Source organism: Candidatus Pelagibacter sp. RS39 (assembly GCF_002101315.1).
In the GTDB taxonomy this organism is placed as follows: domain Bacteria; phylum Pseudomonadota; class Alphaproteobacteria; order Pelagibacterales; family Pelagibacteraceae; genus Pelagibacter.
Window position 1 is genome coordinate 839,039 of record NZ_CP020777.1, and the last position, 15,676, is coordinate 854,714.

Below are 15,676 nucleotides of genomic sequence, written 5' to 3' on the forward strand. Positions count from 1 at the left end.
ATCTTAGAGCTTGAAGAACAATTTTATGAAAGTTCAATTTGGGTCACTATTAAATTGACAACTGTTCAATTTGGGTTTCTATTAACAAAAATTAAATTATGAGTATTCAAGAAGTAGATTTTTCCAAAACTCTCTCAGACGACCAAGTCTATGAATCCATTATGTCTCACTATTCTACTCTAAGTAAAGATTGGATATCACATCAATGGAATTGGATGAACAGTGTTTATAGGCCATTTAATGATCACTATAAATATATGATAATAATTTCTTTAATTGAAAAGACACTTCAATTTTATGACCAGATGAATATTCAATACTCTTATGATGAATATTACTCGAAATCATATCTTCAAATTGACAAGTTTAGTATTACTGAACTTTGTGAAAAATTAGATTTACCTAAAGAAACAATTAGAAGAAAAGTTATAGAACTTGAAAATGAAAGTGTAATAACTCGTAATAAAAAAAAAATTGTAATTGATAGAAAAGCATTCAGCTTTGTAAAGCCAGAACAACAAATAAAATTTTCATCAAAATATATACACTTAGTTTCTAAAGCTTTAAATAAAGATAAGGTTTTTTCTAAAAAACTAGATCAAAAAATTATTGAAAATATTATGAAAAAAAAATTTTCATTATCATGGAGTTGGTTTTATAGAATGCAAATACCATTGATAATAGGTTACCATAAATTTTTTAAAGATTTAACTACATTTCATATTTGGGGAACAGTTTGCATGAACCAAGTTTTAAACGTAACCGATCAATTAAATTCTGATAAGAGTAAACCCGCATTAGATTACTTTACTACTAATAATATTGTTATAGAAAATCTTGGAGCAGAAACTGGTATAAGTGCAATGTCAATTTCTGATATGACAAAAATCCCTAGAGCAACAATTATTAGAAAATGTAAATATTTAATTGGGGAAGACTTAATTAAGCTAAACCAAAAAAAACAATATGTGCTAACCACTATGAATTTTAAAAAAATTTTACCTTATCAAGCAGAAATTTTTAAGTATAAAGCTAAATTCATTCGTAAAGTTTTAAATCTTCTTGTAATTTCTTAAATCTTCAATAAATTGTCCTCGAGTATTACACAGAGGGGTCATGGGTATAGTAACAACAATAGCGCCATTTGCGCTAGCTCTTATAATGTTAGGGCTTGGGGCGTCATTAACAGTAAAAGATTTCACAAGAGTATTTCAGCATCCAAAAGAATTTTTCGTTGGTTTAATTTGTCAATTAGTTGTTCTTCCAATTATTGGTTATCTATTAATAATTATTTTAAAAACTCCAATTGAGCTAGCGTTAGGGGTAATGTTAATTGCAGCCGCACCTGGTGGAGTAACATCAAATGTATTAACTAAATTTGCAGATGGTGATGTCGCACTATCTATATCTCTTACTGCGTTTACTAGTTTAATAAGTATTGTTTCAGTTCCTTATATAATTTTCTTATCAATTGATTTATTTAATATCACTTATATCGAAAAAAATGTTTCAATGCTTGGTATATCCTTAAAGATGTTTTTTGTAGTTACTGTGCCTGTAATAATTGGAATGATTATTAGAAAATTTTTTAATAATTTTATAGAAAATAATATCAAAATTATTGAGAAAGCATCTATAGGATTATTCTCAATTGTTTTCATTGCTATCTACATTCAAGAATGGGATAGCATCATAATGTTCCTAACTACAGCAGGAACTATTGCTTTGGTTCTTAATATTTCCATGATGATTATAGGCTTTTACGTAGCTAAATTTTTTGCATCAGGTGTTGCTCAACAAAGATGTATATCTCTTGAATGTGGATTACAAAATGGAACGTTAGCTGTTTTTGTGGGAACTCAACTGTTTGGGCAAAACATGACTTACATGGTTCCAACAGCAGCTTATGCTTTGATTATGATGATGACTTCTGTTCTTTTTGTACTTTTCTTAAGAAATAGAACTTAATTATTTTTAAAATTAGTTTGTTTTAAAGGTTTGATAATTGCTTCAATAGGATATTTTTTTTTCTCTATTTCAATAAACAAATCTTTTTTGTGAAGTTCGTCATTTGAAATATCGTTATTGATATAACCAAATGTTAAATTTTTCTTAAAATTAAAAGAATAATTGCCTGATGTTGATCTTCCTATAATGTTATTTTCTAAATATATAGGCTCATCATGAAGCAATAATGGTTCACCTGGCTTACTATCTTTTAAAGTAAACATTGCAAATCTACTTTTAATTTTTTCTTTTTTGATCTTTTCCAATGCTTTTTTACCAATAAATTCATCCTCTTTTTTAGAACTTATTGTGAAAGATAAACCTGCTTGATATTGATTTTCCTCTGGTGAAATATCATGGCCCCAATGTAAAAACCCGCTCTCCATTCGCATAATATCCATAGCGTGCATACCACAATTCGAAAGGTTAAAATCTTTACCTTTATCAATCAGCAATTCGTAAATTTTTTTAGCATCTTTCGATTTAACATATAATTCGTAACCTAATTCTCCAACATATGACAATCTTTGAGTCCAAATTTTAATTCCTTCAATAGTGATATATTTTGCTGTACTAAATCTAAAATTATCATTTTCAAAATTATCTTTTGAAATTGATTTCATTAAAGCTCTACTTTTTGGTCCAAAAACTCCGAAAACACAATAATCATCAGTAACGTCTTTTAACTCAACATCTTTTGTAAGGTGTTTATTTATATGAAATTTATCTCTTTCTCGCGTAGCTGCAGAGCTTATTATTCTAAAGTGATCTTTCTCGATACAAACGACTGTTAAATCTGTTTCAATGCCACCGTCGGGATTTAACATATGTGTATAAATACATTTACCAACTTCATTTTTGATATTTGAGGTACAAATTTTTTGTAATTCCTTGTGAGCTTTATCAGATTTAATCTCAAATTTAGAAAAAGGAGTTAAGTCAAATAATCCTACGTTTTTGACAGTATTATTCGTTTCATATTCTGCAGAAGGGTACCAATTTTGGTAATTATAACTGTATTCATATTCCGTTTTTTCTCCATCTAATGCAAACCACATAGGTCTTTCATATCCTCCTGACACACCAAAACAAGCACCAAAACTTTTTAATTCATTGTGATATGGAAGAGTTTTTATATTCCTTGAAGTTTTATGTTGTTTAAACGGCCAATGCATTCCATATAAATCTCCTAAAGACTCCGTAATTCTTTTTTTAATAAAACTTAGATCAGAATGAAATTTTTGAAATCTTTTAATGTCATAACAAAAAATATCTTCGTTAATATGTCCATTGATTAACCATTCAGCGGTAACTTTACCAACGCCTCCCCCACTTCCAATTCCAATACTGTTTAAACCACAGCATACAAAAAAGTTTTTTATTTCAGGCACTTCTCCTAATAGTGTGTTTGTATCTGGAGTAAATGACTCTGGACCTGAAAAAAATTTTCTAATTCCTGCTGTTTCTAAAACTGGAAACCTTTTTATTGCAGTAGCTAAATAAGGTTCAAAATGTTCAAAATTTTCTTGAAATTCTCCAAACGAAAAATCCTCTGGAACTTTATTAATTTTATCCCAAGCTGGAATAGACTGAGACTCAAATATACCAACTAATATTTTTCCAGCATCTTCTTTAATATAAGTCCTATTATCAAAATCTCTTATCACTGGTAAAGTTTTAGAGAGGTTTTCAATCGGCTCTGTAATAATATAAAAATGTTCTGCTGGATAAAGAGGTATACTTACTCCAGCTTTTTCTCCAATTTGGCGTGACCACATTCCTGAAGCTAAAACTATATATTCACAATCAATTTTTTGGCCATTTACTTTTACTCCAGAAATTTTTCCATTCTTTGTTAAAATCTCATCAACAGGAGATTGTTCAAAAATTTTTGCTCCTTCCATTCTGGCTGCTTTTGCTAACATATGTGTTACTCCTGATGGATCTGCAGCACCATCGCCTGGCATTAAAATTCCTCCTAAAACTTCATCGGTATTTACAATTGGATAATCTTTTTTAATTTGATCTTTATCTAAAATTCTTACATCAACATCAAAGAGCTGAGCTGTAGTTGCTTGTCTTTGAAGTTCTTGCCATCTACCTTTATTCTCAGCAATTGAAAGTGCACCGTTCAATCTTAATCCAGCTGAATGATCAACTTTTTTTTCAAGTTCTTTATATAGATCTAAAGTATATTTTCTAATTTTGGTAATTGCTGCTGAGGGACCTAATTGACTTACTAATCCTGCTGCATGCCAGGTTGTCCCTGAGGTTAACTGATCTCTTTCTAAAAGAATTGTATCTTTCCAACCAAATTTAGCTAAATGGTAAGCAACTGAACAACCTACCACTCCACCTCCTATAACAACAACTTTAGTGCTATTTGGAAGTTTTTTTTCCATTTAATTAATTTTTGATTGCATCTCCTGGGTCAACATATTCATGTCCAAAAACATCTGCAACAGCTTTATAAGTCACATGACCCTTATGAACATTTAGTCCTGCTAAAAAGTTTTTATCTTCCCCTAAAGCTTTTTGATAACCTTTGTTTGCAAGTTTTACTAAGAAAGGCAACGTTGCTTTATTTAAAGCTAATGTAGAGGTTCTTGGTACGCCACCTGGCATATTTGCTACACAATAATGAACTACATCATCAACTATGTATGTGGGGTCTCCGTGTGTTGTAGGTTTACTAGTTTCAACACATCCACCTTGATCAATTGCAACATCGACAATGACTGATCCTCTTTTCATTAATTTTAACATGTCTTTAGTTATCAACTTTGGTGCTTCTGCACCTGGAATTAAAACTCCACCTACTAATAAATCTGCTTCAGCAACTAATTTATTCAAATCTATTTTATCGCTTTGTTCTGGAATAATTTTATTACCAAACATCTCTACTAATTGTTTTAATCTTGCTTCAGATTTATCTACAATATGAACTTTTGCTTGCATACCAGTCGCAATAACCGCAGCATTTTCTCCTACAACTCCGCCACCTAAAATTACAACCGTTCCACCAGTAACACCAGGTGCACCACCTAACAAAAGGCCTCTACCCTTTTGATTTTTTTCTAAACAATGTGCTCCTGCTTGAACTGACATTCTTCCTGCAACAGCGCTCATTGGAGCAAGCAATGGAAGCCTACCATTATCATCAGTGACAGTTTCATAGGCAATATTAATACTTTTAGATTTAATTAATCCTTCAGTTAGTTCTTTCGCAGCAGCTAAATGAAGATAAGTGTATACGATTTGATTTTCTCTAATCATATCTACCTCAACCTTTTGAGGTTCTTTGACTTTAACAATTATGTCTGCATCGTTAAAAATATCTGCTGCACTTTTAGCAATTTTTGCTCCAGCTTTTATGAATTGATCGTTTTCAAAACCTGCTTCGAAACCACCATTATTTTCGACTAAAACTTCATGACCTTCTGATACTAATGTTTTAACACTATCAGGTGTTAGACCAATTCGATTTTCTTGAGGTTTAATTTCCTTAGGTACACCAATTCTCATTAATGAAATTTAATTCTTTTTACTTTTAGCGTAATTTGTAATTCCAGTTCTTAGTTTTTCAATAATTTCATCAATATGTTTTTTTTCACAAATAAACATTGGAGCGATTATCAAACAATCACCAGTAGCTTTAAAATTTACACCAGCCTCATAACAATGTTTAAAACAAGTAAATCCTGCAGCACCGGGTTTTTTATCCATTTTAATGTCAATTCCACCCATCATTCCGTATCCTCTAATATTGTCTACAATATCAATATCTTTTAGAGACATTAAACCTTTTTGGAAATATGGAGCCAAATCTTTTGCTCTGTTGAATATGTCATCTTTTTCAAAAATATCTTGTACTGCCAAACCTGCAGCAACTGAAATAGGAATTCCTGAATAAGTATAACCATGAAACAATTCAATTGTTCCTTTAGGTGCATCATCCATGATAGCATCGTAAATCTCTTCCTTGCATGCAACAACTCCTAATGGACTTATCCCATTAGTAGTGGCTTTTGCCATTGTCATTAAGTCTGGTGTTACACCATACTCTTGAGAAGCAAATGGTGAGCCAGTTCTACCCCAACCAGTAATAACTTCATCAAAAATTAAAAGTATGCCGTGCTTGTCACAAATTTCTCTTAATCTTTGCAAATATCCTTTAGGTGGAACTAATGTTCCAGTCGACCCTGCAATTGGTTCAACAATACAGGCTGCAATATTTTCTGCTCCAAAATTTGTACAAATTCTTTCTAGATCCTCTGCAAGTTCAACTCCTGTTTCTGGTTGACCACTTACAAATTTATGTTCTGGTAAATGTGTATGTCTCATATGAACAACTCCAGGCATAAGTACACTTGCAAATGTTTTTACATTATTTACCATACCTCCAACTGAAGTTGCACCAATATTCATTCCATGATAACCACGTTCACGTCCTACAAATCTAAATCTTTGGCTATCGCCTCTAGCTCTATGATATGCAATACCAATTTTAATGGCTGTCTCTACAGCAGTTGATCCACAGATAGTATAAAAAATTCTATTCAAATTTCCTGGAGTATGCTTTGAAATTCTAGTTGCTAATTCAAATGATCCACCAAAACCTTGTTGAAATGGTTGGCAATAATCTAAAGTTTTCAATTGATTACTTATGGCATCGATTATTTCTTGTCGTCCATGTCCTAAAGGATTGCAAAATAATCCTGAGCTCGCATCAATCTGTGTTTGTCCTTGATGGTTTTTTAAATATACACCTTTCGCCTCTACAATTAATCTAGGATTTTCTTTAAAATCTCTATTGGATGAAAATGGCATCCAATGTTCATTTAAAGAATTTGGAACCGAAGTTCTTTTTTCTGAGCTCATAATTACTTTCTATAAATTTTATTAATTTACCTAATTAAGGATTCTTTAGACTAATTAAGACTGATTAACCACCAAAATAATTGTCACAACTTAAAGTTGCATAACTATAATGATCATTTTTTTGTTTTACATATAGGTCAATTTAATCTTAAAATTGAAACATATAAATAAACAAGGAAGAGGAAAAATGAAAAAAATAATTAGTTTTATTCTTGGATGTTTTGTAGCTCTTAATCTTTCAATTTCAGTTGCTAATTCTGCAGCTAATGAAGTTAGAGTTGCTTATTTCTTAGAGTGGCCAAGCCCAAATCTAGAGGACATGATGAAGAAAAACTTCGCTAAAGCTCTAGGTGTTCCAGTAAAATGGACAAACTTTACTAATGGTGGTGCTATGACTGATGCTATGTTAGCAGGAGACATTGATATCTCTTACTCTCAAGGCTTAGTTCCTTTCATTAATGCTGTTAAATCTAAAGCTCCGATTAAACTTGTAGATATAGCTATGGAATACGGAATGGGTGGTACAACATGTGTAACATCTAACGCTTCTGGTATAACAAAAGCTAACGCTACTGAGCTTGAAGGTAAAAAAGTTGCTGTTCCACTTGGTACAATGGCTGAATACGTTTTTGATGAAAGTATGAAAGTTGTTGGTGCGGACAGAAAAAAAATGGATATCATTCAAATGGACCCTGAAGAAGGTGCTGCTGCTTTAGTAAGTGGTGATGTTGTAATGGCATGTTTATTTGGTGGTAACTCAATTAAAGCTGCAACTGCAGTTGGATCTAGATTACTTACAGTTCAAGAAGCTAGAGATGCAGGTATCTTAGGTATCGATATTACTTCAGTGACTACAAAGTTTATGAAGGAAAATCCAGGTATGCTAAGAACTTTTATTGAAGTAACTCACGAAGCTAATGCGAGATATAGAGCTGGTAAAAGCGATATGAACTCAATGTCAAAAGCTTCTGAAATGAAAGTTGCTGATATGAAAGAAACTTTAAGTGGCTTTAAGTTTCTAACACCTGAGGAAACTAAACAATCTATGGAAAGTGGAAATCTTGATGCATTCTTAAAAGGAATGGGAACACCAAGAGGAAACGTAGATACTAGTTTCTTACCTTTATAATCTAAGGGTAATTTAAATTTTAATAGGCGCCAATTGTAATAAATTGGTGCCTATTTTTTTATTAAAAATTCAAATATAAAGCTTCTTTATGAGTGATTTAATTTCACAAAATCTAAACATGATTTTTAAAACTCCTAAAGGAGAAACTGTTCATGCATTAAAAGATTTAAATTTTACTCTTAAGAAAGGAGAACTTCTTACTGTTCTTGGGCCATCTGGTTGTGGAAAGACTACATTATTAAATATTACTGCAGGATTTATTAGACCAACTTCAGGAAGTATTACTTTAAATAACAAAGAAATTGATGGACCAGGAGTTGAACGGGGAATGGTTTTTCAACAAGGAGCTCTGTTTGAATGGCTAACAGTTGCTGAAAATGTCAACTTTGGATTAAGAATGAAAAAAGAAGATCCAATTGAAACTCAGAAAAAAGTTGATGAATGGTTAGAGATTGTTGGGTTAAAAGGTTTTGGAAATACTCCAACTTATCAGCTATCTGGAGGAATGCAGCAGAGAGTTGCTCTTGCAAGATGTCTAATCAATAATCCAGATTTGATTTTAATGGATGAACCATTAGGAGCCCTTGATGCTCTTACTAGAGAAAAAATGCAGTCCCTAGTTTTAAAAATTTGGAAAGAAACTGGTAAAACAATTATTCTTATTACTCACTCGGTTGAAGAAGCCTTACTTCTAGGTGAAAGACTATATGTGATGGCTCCAAGACCCGGAAGGATACATAAAGAATATAATCTTCCATTCGCTTCAATGGGATTAAAAGAGGACCTGAGGGAAATTAAAAAAAACAAAGAGTTTTCTCAAAAACGAGAAGAAATCCTTGAAATGATCTGGAACATGGAAGAGGAAATTATGGGAAAAGATAATTAAATGTTAACTCAAATATTAACTTTTCTAATATTCTTTGCGGTAGTCGGCTGTATTCTTTATGGAAGAAGATTAATAAGAACTGAAAAAGTAGACGCAGTATTTGGAAATCCTGAGAGAGCGTTAGGGGGTACACACTGGGTAATTGTTGGAAGTAGTTTTTTACTTTTAATTTGGCTCTATTATTCCTGGGATATTGCTAAAGGATTTTATCCGAAATCCGCTAATGAGCTATGCCAAGTTGCAAAAGTTAATGACTCTCTACTTGGATTAAAATATCAATTTCCAATAGAAGAAAGAGAATTCAAAAGTACATCACAAATCAAAAAAGAGAATAAAAATTTAAAATTAATTCAAAATGAGATCCAAAATTCTGAAGAGCTAAATAGTCAACAAAAAACAATTCTAATTAGTTATATAAGTAAAACTAATCAACTAATCCCATTACTTACAAATGAAGATTTGCTTGAGAATGAAACTCGACAAAAAATAGATGATATCACTGGAAAAATTAATCTATTAACTGAAAATTTCCAAAAACCTGATTATCCATTTGAAACTGAACAAGAACTTAATGAAAGACTGAAAGCAGTGGAAGAAGAAGGTGGTTGGGGTATTACTAAAGTGGATGCTGGTTCAGGCTCTATTGAAAATACATTAGAGGTACCCTTGGTTCCTGCAACATATAGAGGTTTAAAATTTCACACTGCAGCTCAAGAATTAAATTTAATAAGTGAAGAATTTTTCAAGTTAAGAAATCATAACCCTCAATTTAAAAGCAAGATAAAAGAGCTCAAAGAAGAAATTAAGACTTATAGGAAAGATTTAAGTGATAGTGATGAAGTAGCTTCAACATACGCAAAAAATATTGTGAAAATTGCTAGAAGAATTGAATTTGCAAGTATCTACCCTCCAAATGCATTAGATAAGATGCAGGCGGCAATTGTCAAATTTGATAACGCTCAAAAAGAAGAGCAAGGTGGTTTGAGATTAATTGATATTTTTTTATTTCCTGCAGGAACTATTGTTGCTAGTGGTCCAAGTTGTTCTGAGCAAGGTTCGGGTAGATGGTTGCCCAAACCATCCGATACGTTCAATAAATTCATATTAATGTCAAAACCAAGTGTGGGTTACAAAGATATTCCTTTATTGTGGATACAAATGGTTGATGTAAGCAAAATGATTGGCTTTATTTTGCCAGACTGGATTGCAGATATTTTGCCAGGTGAATATCCTGTTCATAGTAAAGATGGAATAGTTAAACAAAACTTCAAAGGTGGTGTTCTAAAAATTGTTACAGGAGACTTTAATTTATTTAAAGTACCTGTTCCCTACGGACATATTTGGGACTCTTTTTTAAGAGTTTTCTTAGGTTTAGTTTTTGGAATATTGATTGGAGTGCCTTTAGGTTTATTTATGGGTTTAAATAGATTTGCAAAAGGTTTTTTTGATCCTTTAATTGAGCTTTATAGACCTGTTCCTCCACTTGCTTGGGCTCCACTTATAATTTCAGTGTTAGGAATTGATAATACTGGAAAAGTATTTTTATTGTTCATGGTCTCGTTATCTATAATGATTATTTCTGCAAGAGCAGGTGCATCAGGAACTCAATTATCAAAAATTCATGCAGCTCACTCTTTGGGGGCATCTAAAAGACAAATATTAAGACATGTAATTTTTCCAAATTCATTACCAGAAATACTCACAGGTATAAGAGTAGCAGTAGGTATGTGTTGGGGGACATTGGTGGCGGCAGAATTTTTAGCAGGTACTACTGGTATTGGCTTTGTAGAAAATGTAGCTAAAAAATATTTTCAATATGAAGTAATTTGGATAACAATTTTTATTATGGGAATGCTTGGATTGTTATTTGATATAACGCTAAGAAAAATTATTGATAAAACAATCCCATGGCGTGGAAAAGGTTAAGTTGAAAGCTGTTATTCTAACAAAGGAAATTACCAAGATATTTAAAAAATTTGGTCTTAATCAAGATCATGCAAAAATTTCTGCAAAAGCTTTAATTAATGCAGAACTGGTCGGCGCTTACGGACATGGTCTTTCACGACTAAAGATGTATTGTGATCGAATATCCAAAAAAGTAATTAACCCAAAACCTAAAATAAAAATTAAAAAGATTTCTCAATCAATTTCACATATTGATGCCGATGATAGTATTGGGTTTGTTGCAGCTGATATGGCTATAAAAAAAGCAATTTCAAATGCAAAAAAAACTGGGATAGGTTTAGTTGCTGTTAGAAATAGTGGTCACTATGGACTCTCTGGATATTATGCCGAGCAAGCTGTAAAAAAAAATTTAGTTACAATGATTTATACTAATGCCCCACCTGCCATAGCCCCACATGGAGCTATTAAAAGTTTATTTGGTACAAATCCTATTTGTTTTGGAACTCCCAGTGGATCAAAAGCACCTTTTATTTTAGACACATCAATCTCAATGATAAATAGAGGTAAGATCAGATTTGCATCAAAAAATAATCAGAAGCTACCAATCGGTGTTGCCTTAGATAAATTTGGTAAACCAACAACTGATGCAAATAAAGCTCTTAAAGGTGTTCAGTTGCCAATTGCAGGATTTAGAGGTTCAGGATTAGCGTGGATGGTTGATATATTGAGTGGTGTTTTGACGGGTGGTAATCACGCTGGCAGAGTTAAAGATCCTTTTGAAGATTTTAGTGGACCACAAAATATTGGGCATTTATTCATCACATTTAAAACAAATTTGTTTGTAAAAGATTATAACAAAAGAATTAAAGACAATATTAAAAAAGTTAAAAGATTACCTAAAGTTAAAGGAGTAAAAGAAATAATGTATCCAGGACAAAATAAATATAAAAGATACAAAATGAATTTAAATAAAGAAATTAAAATTTCTAAAATTATCAAAGACGAATTAGAAATACTTAAGAAATAATTATGCTTTCAAATAAAGAAATTGTTGTTCCTAATAATCTATTGAATGCTGCACTTAAAAATAAAGGAGTAAAAGCTGGTATTGTTAATGCAGGAAAACCATTACCAATGTTATCTGTTCAAGATGCAGTTAAAGAAAATTTAATTGATCCAATTTTTATAGGAGACGAAAAAGAAATTATTAAATGTGCTGAAGATATTAAGTGGGATATTTCAAAATATGAAATAATAAATGAACCAGTTGAAAATAATACAGCGGGTATAGCTGCAAAACTTGCTAGTGAAGGAAAAATTAAAATTATAGTTAAAGGTCACATCCATACAGATATCTTGATGAAAGAAGTTTTAAAAAGAGAATACAACTTATTAGGTAAAACAAGACTAAGTCACATATGGCACATGACTTTAGAAAAAGATGATAAACCTTTGATAATTACAGATGGCGCTTTAAATGTTTTGCCAAATGTAAAAACCAAAATGCATATCTTAAAAAACGTGATTAATTTTTCTCACAGAATTGGAATTGAAAGACCAAAAATTGCAGTGTTATCTGCAACAGAGGAAGTTTTGGACAGTGTTCCAAGTTCTAAAGAAGCTGAGGAGATTACAAACCTCGCAAAGAAAGAAAATTTAAATGCAGATGTATTTGGACCTTTGGCTTTCGATAATAGTATTTCAAAAAAATCTGCAACTATTAAAGGTATTAAAAATGATGTTGCAGGAATTGCAGATGTTTTATTGGTACCTAGTGTTGAGACAGGTAATGCATTAGTAAAGATGTTGATCTATTTTAGTGGTGCATGTGCTGCTGGAGTAGTTATAGGTGGTAAAGTACCTGTGGTGATAACCAGTCGTTCAGATGAAGCACCTGCTAGATTAGCTTCGATTGCTGCAGCTGTAGTTGCATTAGATTAAATGTTTGATTGCATTAAAATTATATTTGTCTTAAATAGCTACCAATTATAAAAGTTTATTAATGGCAATTACTTATTTAAAAAAATCTCCAAAAACATCGTCAACTGACGACAATAAGACAACTGGAATAGTTCAAGATTTACTAAAGAATATCGAAACAACAAAAGAACAAGGTTGCATCGATTTAACTAAAAAATTCGATAAATATGATGGAGATATTATAGTATCAAAAGACAAAATTGAGGAAATTAAAAAAACTTTAGATCAAAAAACCAAAGATGATATTCAGTTCTCATTTGATCGAGTTAGAAAATTTGCTGAAGCACAATTAAAAAATTATGGGCAAGACTTTGAAGTAGAGCTTTCTGATGGTTTGTATGCGGGTCAAAAATTAGTACCTGTAAATACAGCAGGTTGCTACATTCCAGGCGGAAGATATGCTCACATTGCTTCTGCTGTAATGAGTGTAACTACAGCAAAAGTTGCTGGAGTAAAAAATATTATTGCATGTAGTCCTCCTAAAGAAGGTGTTGGTGCCCACCCTACTATTGTATACACGGCTGATCTTTGCGGTGCAGATGTTATCTTAAATTTAGGTGGCGTTCCTGCAATTGCAGCAATGACCAATGGATTATTTAAAAATCCTCCTGCAGATATTATAGTTGGCCCAGGAAATCAATTTGTAGCTGAGGCTAAAAGAATTTTATATGGAAAAGTTGGTATTGATCTATTTGCAGGACCAACTGAAATAGGAATTATAGCAGATGCTAAAGCTGATCCAGAAATTGTTGCTGTAGATTTAGTAGGACAAGCAGAACATGGATATAACTCGCCATGTTGGCTTTATACAACAAGTAAAGAGTTAGCCGAAAAAGTGATGAAACGAGTTCCAGAATTAATCGCAGAACTTCCAGAAGTCCCTAGAACAAGTGCTGAAGCAGCCTGGAGAGATTATGGTGAAGTAATTCTTTGTGACACTAATGAAGAAATAGTTAAAGTCAGTGATGAATATGCACCTGAACATTTAGAAGTACAGACCGAAAACTTAAAATGGTTTCATGAAAGATTAACAAATTATGGATCGTTATTTGTGGGTGAAGAAACAACTGTTGCATACGGTGACAAATGTTCTGGTACAAATCATATCTTACCAACTAAAGGTGCAGGAAGATATACAGGTGGATTGTTTGTTGGAAAATTTATTAAAACATTAAGTTTTCAAAGAATGACTAAAGAATCTACTGAGTTAGTTGGTGCTGCTGCAGCTAGAATTTCTAGATATGAAGGAATGGAAGCTCATGCAAGGACAGGTGATGTAAGACTAAGAAAATATGGTTTTTCTAATTAATTCTCTGGAATAAAAATTAAACACAATCCATTATTACAAAATCTTTTACCAGTAGCAGTAGGTCCGTCTAAAAAAACATGACCATGATGTGCACCACAATTTGCACAATGATATTCAATTCTTTTCATGCCAAAGGAATAATCAATCTTAGTTTTAAAAGCACCTGGTAAAGCCTCAGAAAAAGATGGCCAACCAGTTCCACTATCAAACTTTGACTTTGATGAAAATAATTTTGCACCACAATTCGCACAATGATAAAAGCCATCTCTTTTTTCTTGAAGTAATTCACTGGTAAACGGCCTCTCAGTACCCTCGTTAAACATTATATCTTTTTGGGCTTTAGTGAGATCAGGATTTATAATTTTTTTTGTTGCTGATCTTAACAGTTGATAAGGTAATGATACAAAAAGTATAGAAAGTCCCAACAATTTTAAAATTTTTCTTCTTAAAAGCATATCAATCAAATTAATTTGAAATTAAGATTTTAACATGCGCTATAATTGTCATTCAAAAATGTTACTAGCTAAAGAAAATATGCCGTTTCTTTTATTATATAAATTGTGAGCAACGACATAAAGCTGATAATGAGTCCGTTAATATATTTCCATATTTTATCACTCTGAGCATACCTTGAAAAATATACCGATAAATAACCCAGTAAAAAGAAAAATATAAACGAAGCTATAGATGCTCCAATGCCAAAGTAAATTTTTTCATCAAATAAAAAATTTTTAGAAAAATTTCCCAAAAAGAAAACTGTATCAGAATAAACATGTGCATTTAGATAAGTGAAACCAAGGGTCTTCAATACAATCTTGGCTCTGGTGGTATCTTTTTTTTCAATATTAAAATTAGCACTAACGCTAAAAGATTTGATTTTTGAATATATAAAATAGATTAAAAAAATTATTAAACAGATGTTTAAAGTTAGTTCTACAAATATATTGAAGTATTGATGGAAAAAGTGGAATAGAAGAATACCTGAAAATATTAAAATTAGGTCTGAAAAGGAACAAATTAAACAGACTAAAAAAACATACTGTTTTTTAAGCCCCTGTTCTATTACAAAGATATTTTGAGCGCCAATAGCTAAGATTAAACTAAGCCCGGTAATAAAACCTAATACCAGGTATTCCATCTAAATTCAGATTATTCTGGATTAGCTGTTAAAGTTTTAATCTCTAGAATATTTTCGTTAGGATCTTTTACAAAAAATGTTTCTTGCTCGTATTTTGTTCCTTTAAATCTTAGATAAGGTTCATCGTAATATTTTGTGCCTTTTTCTTTCAATCTATTTTTTAAAGTATCAAAATCTTTTCTTGATAAATGAACTCCAAAATGTGGAACTGAAACATTTCCCATATCAACATCGTGTCTCTCATTATCTAGTTTGTGCTCACTTGCATGGAGAGTTAGTTCGTTTCCCCAAAAATCAACATCAGCCCATTCTTGTGCTGAATTATCAAGTCTGCAGCCTAAAGTTTCGCTATAAAATTTTTTTGCTGTTTCTAGATCTCCGCATGGGATTGCTAGATGAAAACAATTTGTGTTTTTGTACATTATTACTCCTTTAAATACT

At 31.8% G+C, this 15,676-nt stretch carries 14 protein-coding genes; 8 read left to right on the forward strand and 6 right to left on the reverse strand.

Annotated elements, in window-relative coordinates; translation table 11 throughout:
* The first annotated feature begins 98 nt into the window (after nucleotides 1-98).
* Complete coding sequence (locus B5L73_RS04535) at nucleotides 99-1,076, forward strand: DeoR family transcriptional regulator (protein WP_085148463.1); 978 nt, start codon at nucleotides 99-101, stop codon at nucleotides 1,074-1,076.
* Nucleotides 1,077-1,116: 40 nt separating this feature from the next.
* The gene (locus B5L73_RS04540; protein ID WP_085148466.1) at nucleotides 1,117-1,968 is read left to right on the forward strand and encodes a bile acid:sodium symporter family protein; all 852 of its coding nucleotides are present in this window, start codon (nucleotides 1,117-1,119) and stop codon (nucleotides 1,966-1,968) included.
* On the opposite strand, the gene B5L73_RS04545 is transcribed toward B5L73_RS04540, so the two are convergent.
* The 3 genes from B5L73_RS04545 to B5L73_RS04555 are packed head-to-tail and all read right to left on the reverse strand — an operon-like array spanning nucleotide 1,965 to nucleotide 6,888.
* Nucleotides 1,965-4,409 (reverse strand): GcvT family protein, encoded by a 2,445-nt coding sequence (locus tag B5L73_RS04545; protein ID WP_085148470.1) that lies wholly within the window; start codon nucleotides 4,407-4,409, stop codon nucleotides 1,965-1,967. The two genes, B5L73_RS04540 and B5L73_RS04545, sit on opposite strands and share 4 nt — an antisense overlap.
* 4 nt (nucleotides 4,410-4,413) lie before the next feature.
* Entirely contained in the window at nucleotides 4,414-5,532 is a 1,119-nt protein-coding gene (gene ald, locus B5L73_RS04550) for an alanine dehydrogenase (protein ID WP_085148473.1), read from the reverse strand.
* Between the two features lie 9 nt (nucleotides 5,533-5,541).
* Entirely contained in the window at nucleotides 5,542-6,888 is a 1,347-nt protein-coding gene (locus tag B5L73_RS04555) for an aspartate aminotransferase family protein (RefSeq protein WP_085148476.1), read from the reverse strand.
* Nucleotides 6,889-7,075: 187 nt separating this feature from the next.
* On the opposite strand from B5L73_RS04555, the gene B5L73_RS04560 reads away from it, so the two are divergent.
* The 6 genes from B5L73_RS04560 (at nucleotide 7,076) to hisD (ending at nucleotide 14,097) form a co-directional block, all read left to right on the forward strand.
* A complete protein-coding gene (locus B5L73_RS04560; protein ID WP_085148479.1) occupies nucleotides 7,076-8,017 on the forward strand; it encodes an ABC transporter substrate-binding protein in 942 nt (313 codons plus the stop codon).
* Nucleotides 8,018-8,105: 88 nt separating this feature from the next.
* Nucleotides 8,106-8,903 carry a taurine ABC transporter ATP-binding protein gene (locus B5L73_RS04565; RefSeq protein ID WP_085148485.1) on the forward strand — a complete coding sequence of 266 codons (798 nt, stop codon included), beginning with the start codon at nucleotides 8,106-8,108 and terminating at the stop codon, nucleotides 8,901-8,903.
* Nucleotides 8,904-10,829, forward strand: a complete 1,926-nt coding sequence (locus B5L73_RS04570; protein WP_085148488.1) for an ABC transporter permease subunit — start codon at nucleotides 8,904-8,906, stop codon at nucleotides 10,827-10,829.
* Nucleotides 10,816-11,835 carry an Ldh family oxidoreductase gene (locus B5L73_RS04575; protein WP_232309644.1) on the forward strand — a complete coding sequence of 340 codons (1,020 nt, stop codon included), beginning with the start codon at nucleotides 10,816-10,818 and terminating at the stop codon, nucleotides 11,833-11,835. Before B5L73_RS04570 ends, B5L73_RS04575 begins: the two co-directional genes overlap by 14 nt.
* Nucleotides 11,836-11,837: 2 nt before the next feature.
* Entirely contained in the window at nucleotides 11,838-12,749 is a 912-nt protein-coding gene (locus B5L73_RS04580) for a bifunctional enoyl-CoA hydratase/phosphate acetyltransferase (protein WP_085148491.1), read from the forward strand.
* 61 nt (nucleotides 12,750-12,810) lie between these two features.
* Complete coding sequence (gene hisD, locus B5L73_RS04585) at nucleotides 12,811-14,097, forward strand: histidinol dehydrogenase (RefSeq protein WP_085148494.1); 1,287 nt, start codon at nucleotides 12,811-12,813, stop codon at nucleotides 14,095-14,097.
* Here hisD and msrB read toward each other — a convergent pair.
* The 3 genes from msrB to B5L73_RS04600 form a co-directional block, all read right to left on the reverse strand.
* The gene (msrB, locus tag B5L73_RS04590) at nucleotides 14,094-14,552 is read right to left on the reverse strand and encodes a peptide-methionine (R)-S-oxide reductase MsrB (RefSeq protein WP_085148497.1); all 459 of its coding nucleotides are present in this window, start codon (nucleotides 14,550-14,552) and stop codon (nucleotides 14,094-14,096) included. The genes hisD and msrB overlap by 4 nt on opposite strands.
* Before the next feature lie 68 nt (nucleotides 14,553-14,620).
* A complete protein-coding gene (locus tag B5L73_RS04595) occupies nucleotides 14,621-15,235 on the reverse strand; it encodes a LysE/ArgO family amino acid transporter (protein ID WP_085148500.1) in 615 nt (204 codons plus the stop codon).
* An 11-nt stretch (nucleotides 15,236-15,246) separates the two neighbouring features.
* Nucleotides 15,247-15,657, reverse strand: coding sequence for a VOC family protein (locus B5L73_RS04600; protein ID WP_085148503.1), 411 nt, complete (start codon nucleotides 15,655-15,657; stop codon nucleotides 15,247-15,249).
* Nucleotides 15,658-15,676: the final 19 nt, after the last annotated feature.

What these genes read in the sequence shown, in the direction of transcription:
- B5L73_RS04535 (WP_085148463.1), top strand. Translation starts at nt 99, where the DNA reads ATGAGTATTCAAGAAGTAGATTTTTCCAAAACTCTCTCAGACGACCAA.
- B5L73_RS04540 (WP_085148466.1), top strand. Translation starts at nt 1,117, where the DNA reads ATGGGTATAGTAACAACAATAGCGCCATTTGCGCTAGCTCTTATAATG.
- B5L73_RS04545 (WP_085148470.1), bottom strand. Translation starts at nt 4,409, where the DNA reads ATGGAAAAAAAACTTCCAAATAGCACTAAAGTTGTTGTTATAGGAGGT.
- ald (WP_085148473.1), bottom strand. Translation starts at nt 5,532, where the DNA reads ATGAGAATTGGTGTACCTAAGGAAATTAAACCTCAAGAAAATCGAATT.
- B5L73_RS04555 (WP_085148476.1), bottom strand. Translation starts at nt 6,888, where the DNA reads ATGAGCTCAGAAAAAAGAACTTCGGTTCCAAATTCTTTAAATGAACAT.
- B5L73_RS04560 (WP_085148479.1), top strand. Translation starts at nt 7,076, where the DNA reads ATGAAAAAAATAATTAGTTTTATTCTTGGATGTTTTGTAGCTCTTAAT.
- B5L73_RS04565 (WP_085148485.1), top strand. Translation starts at nt 8,106, where the DNA reads ATGAGTGATTTAATTTCACAAAATCTAAACATGATTTTTAAAACTCCT.
- B5L73_RS04570 (WP_085148488.1), top strand. Translation starts at nt 8,904, where the DNA reads ATGTTAACTCAAATATTAACTTTTCTAATATTCTTTGCGGTAGTCGGC.
- B5L73_RS04580 (WP_085148491.1), top strand. Translation starts at nt 11,838, where the DNA reads ATGCTTTCAAATAAAGAAATTGTTGTTCCTAATAATCTATTGAATGCT.
- hisD (WP_085148494.1), top strand. Translation starts at nt 12,811, where the DNA reads ATGGCAATTACTTATTTAAAAAAATCTCCAAAAACATCGTCAACTGAC.
- msrB (WP_085148497.1), bottom strand. Translation starts at nt 14,552, where the DNA reads ATGCTTTTAAGAAGAAAAATTTTAAAATTGTTGGGACTTTCTATACTT.
- B5L73_RS04595 (WP_085148500.1), bottom strand. Translation starts at nt 15,235, where the DNA reads ATGGAATACCTGGTATTAGGTTTTATTACCGGGCTTAGTTTAATCTTA.
- B5L73_RS04600 (WP_085148503.1), bottom strand. Translation starts at nt 15,657, where the DNA reads ATGTACAAAAACACAAATTGTTTTCATCTAGCAATCCCATGCGGAGAT.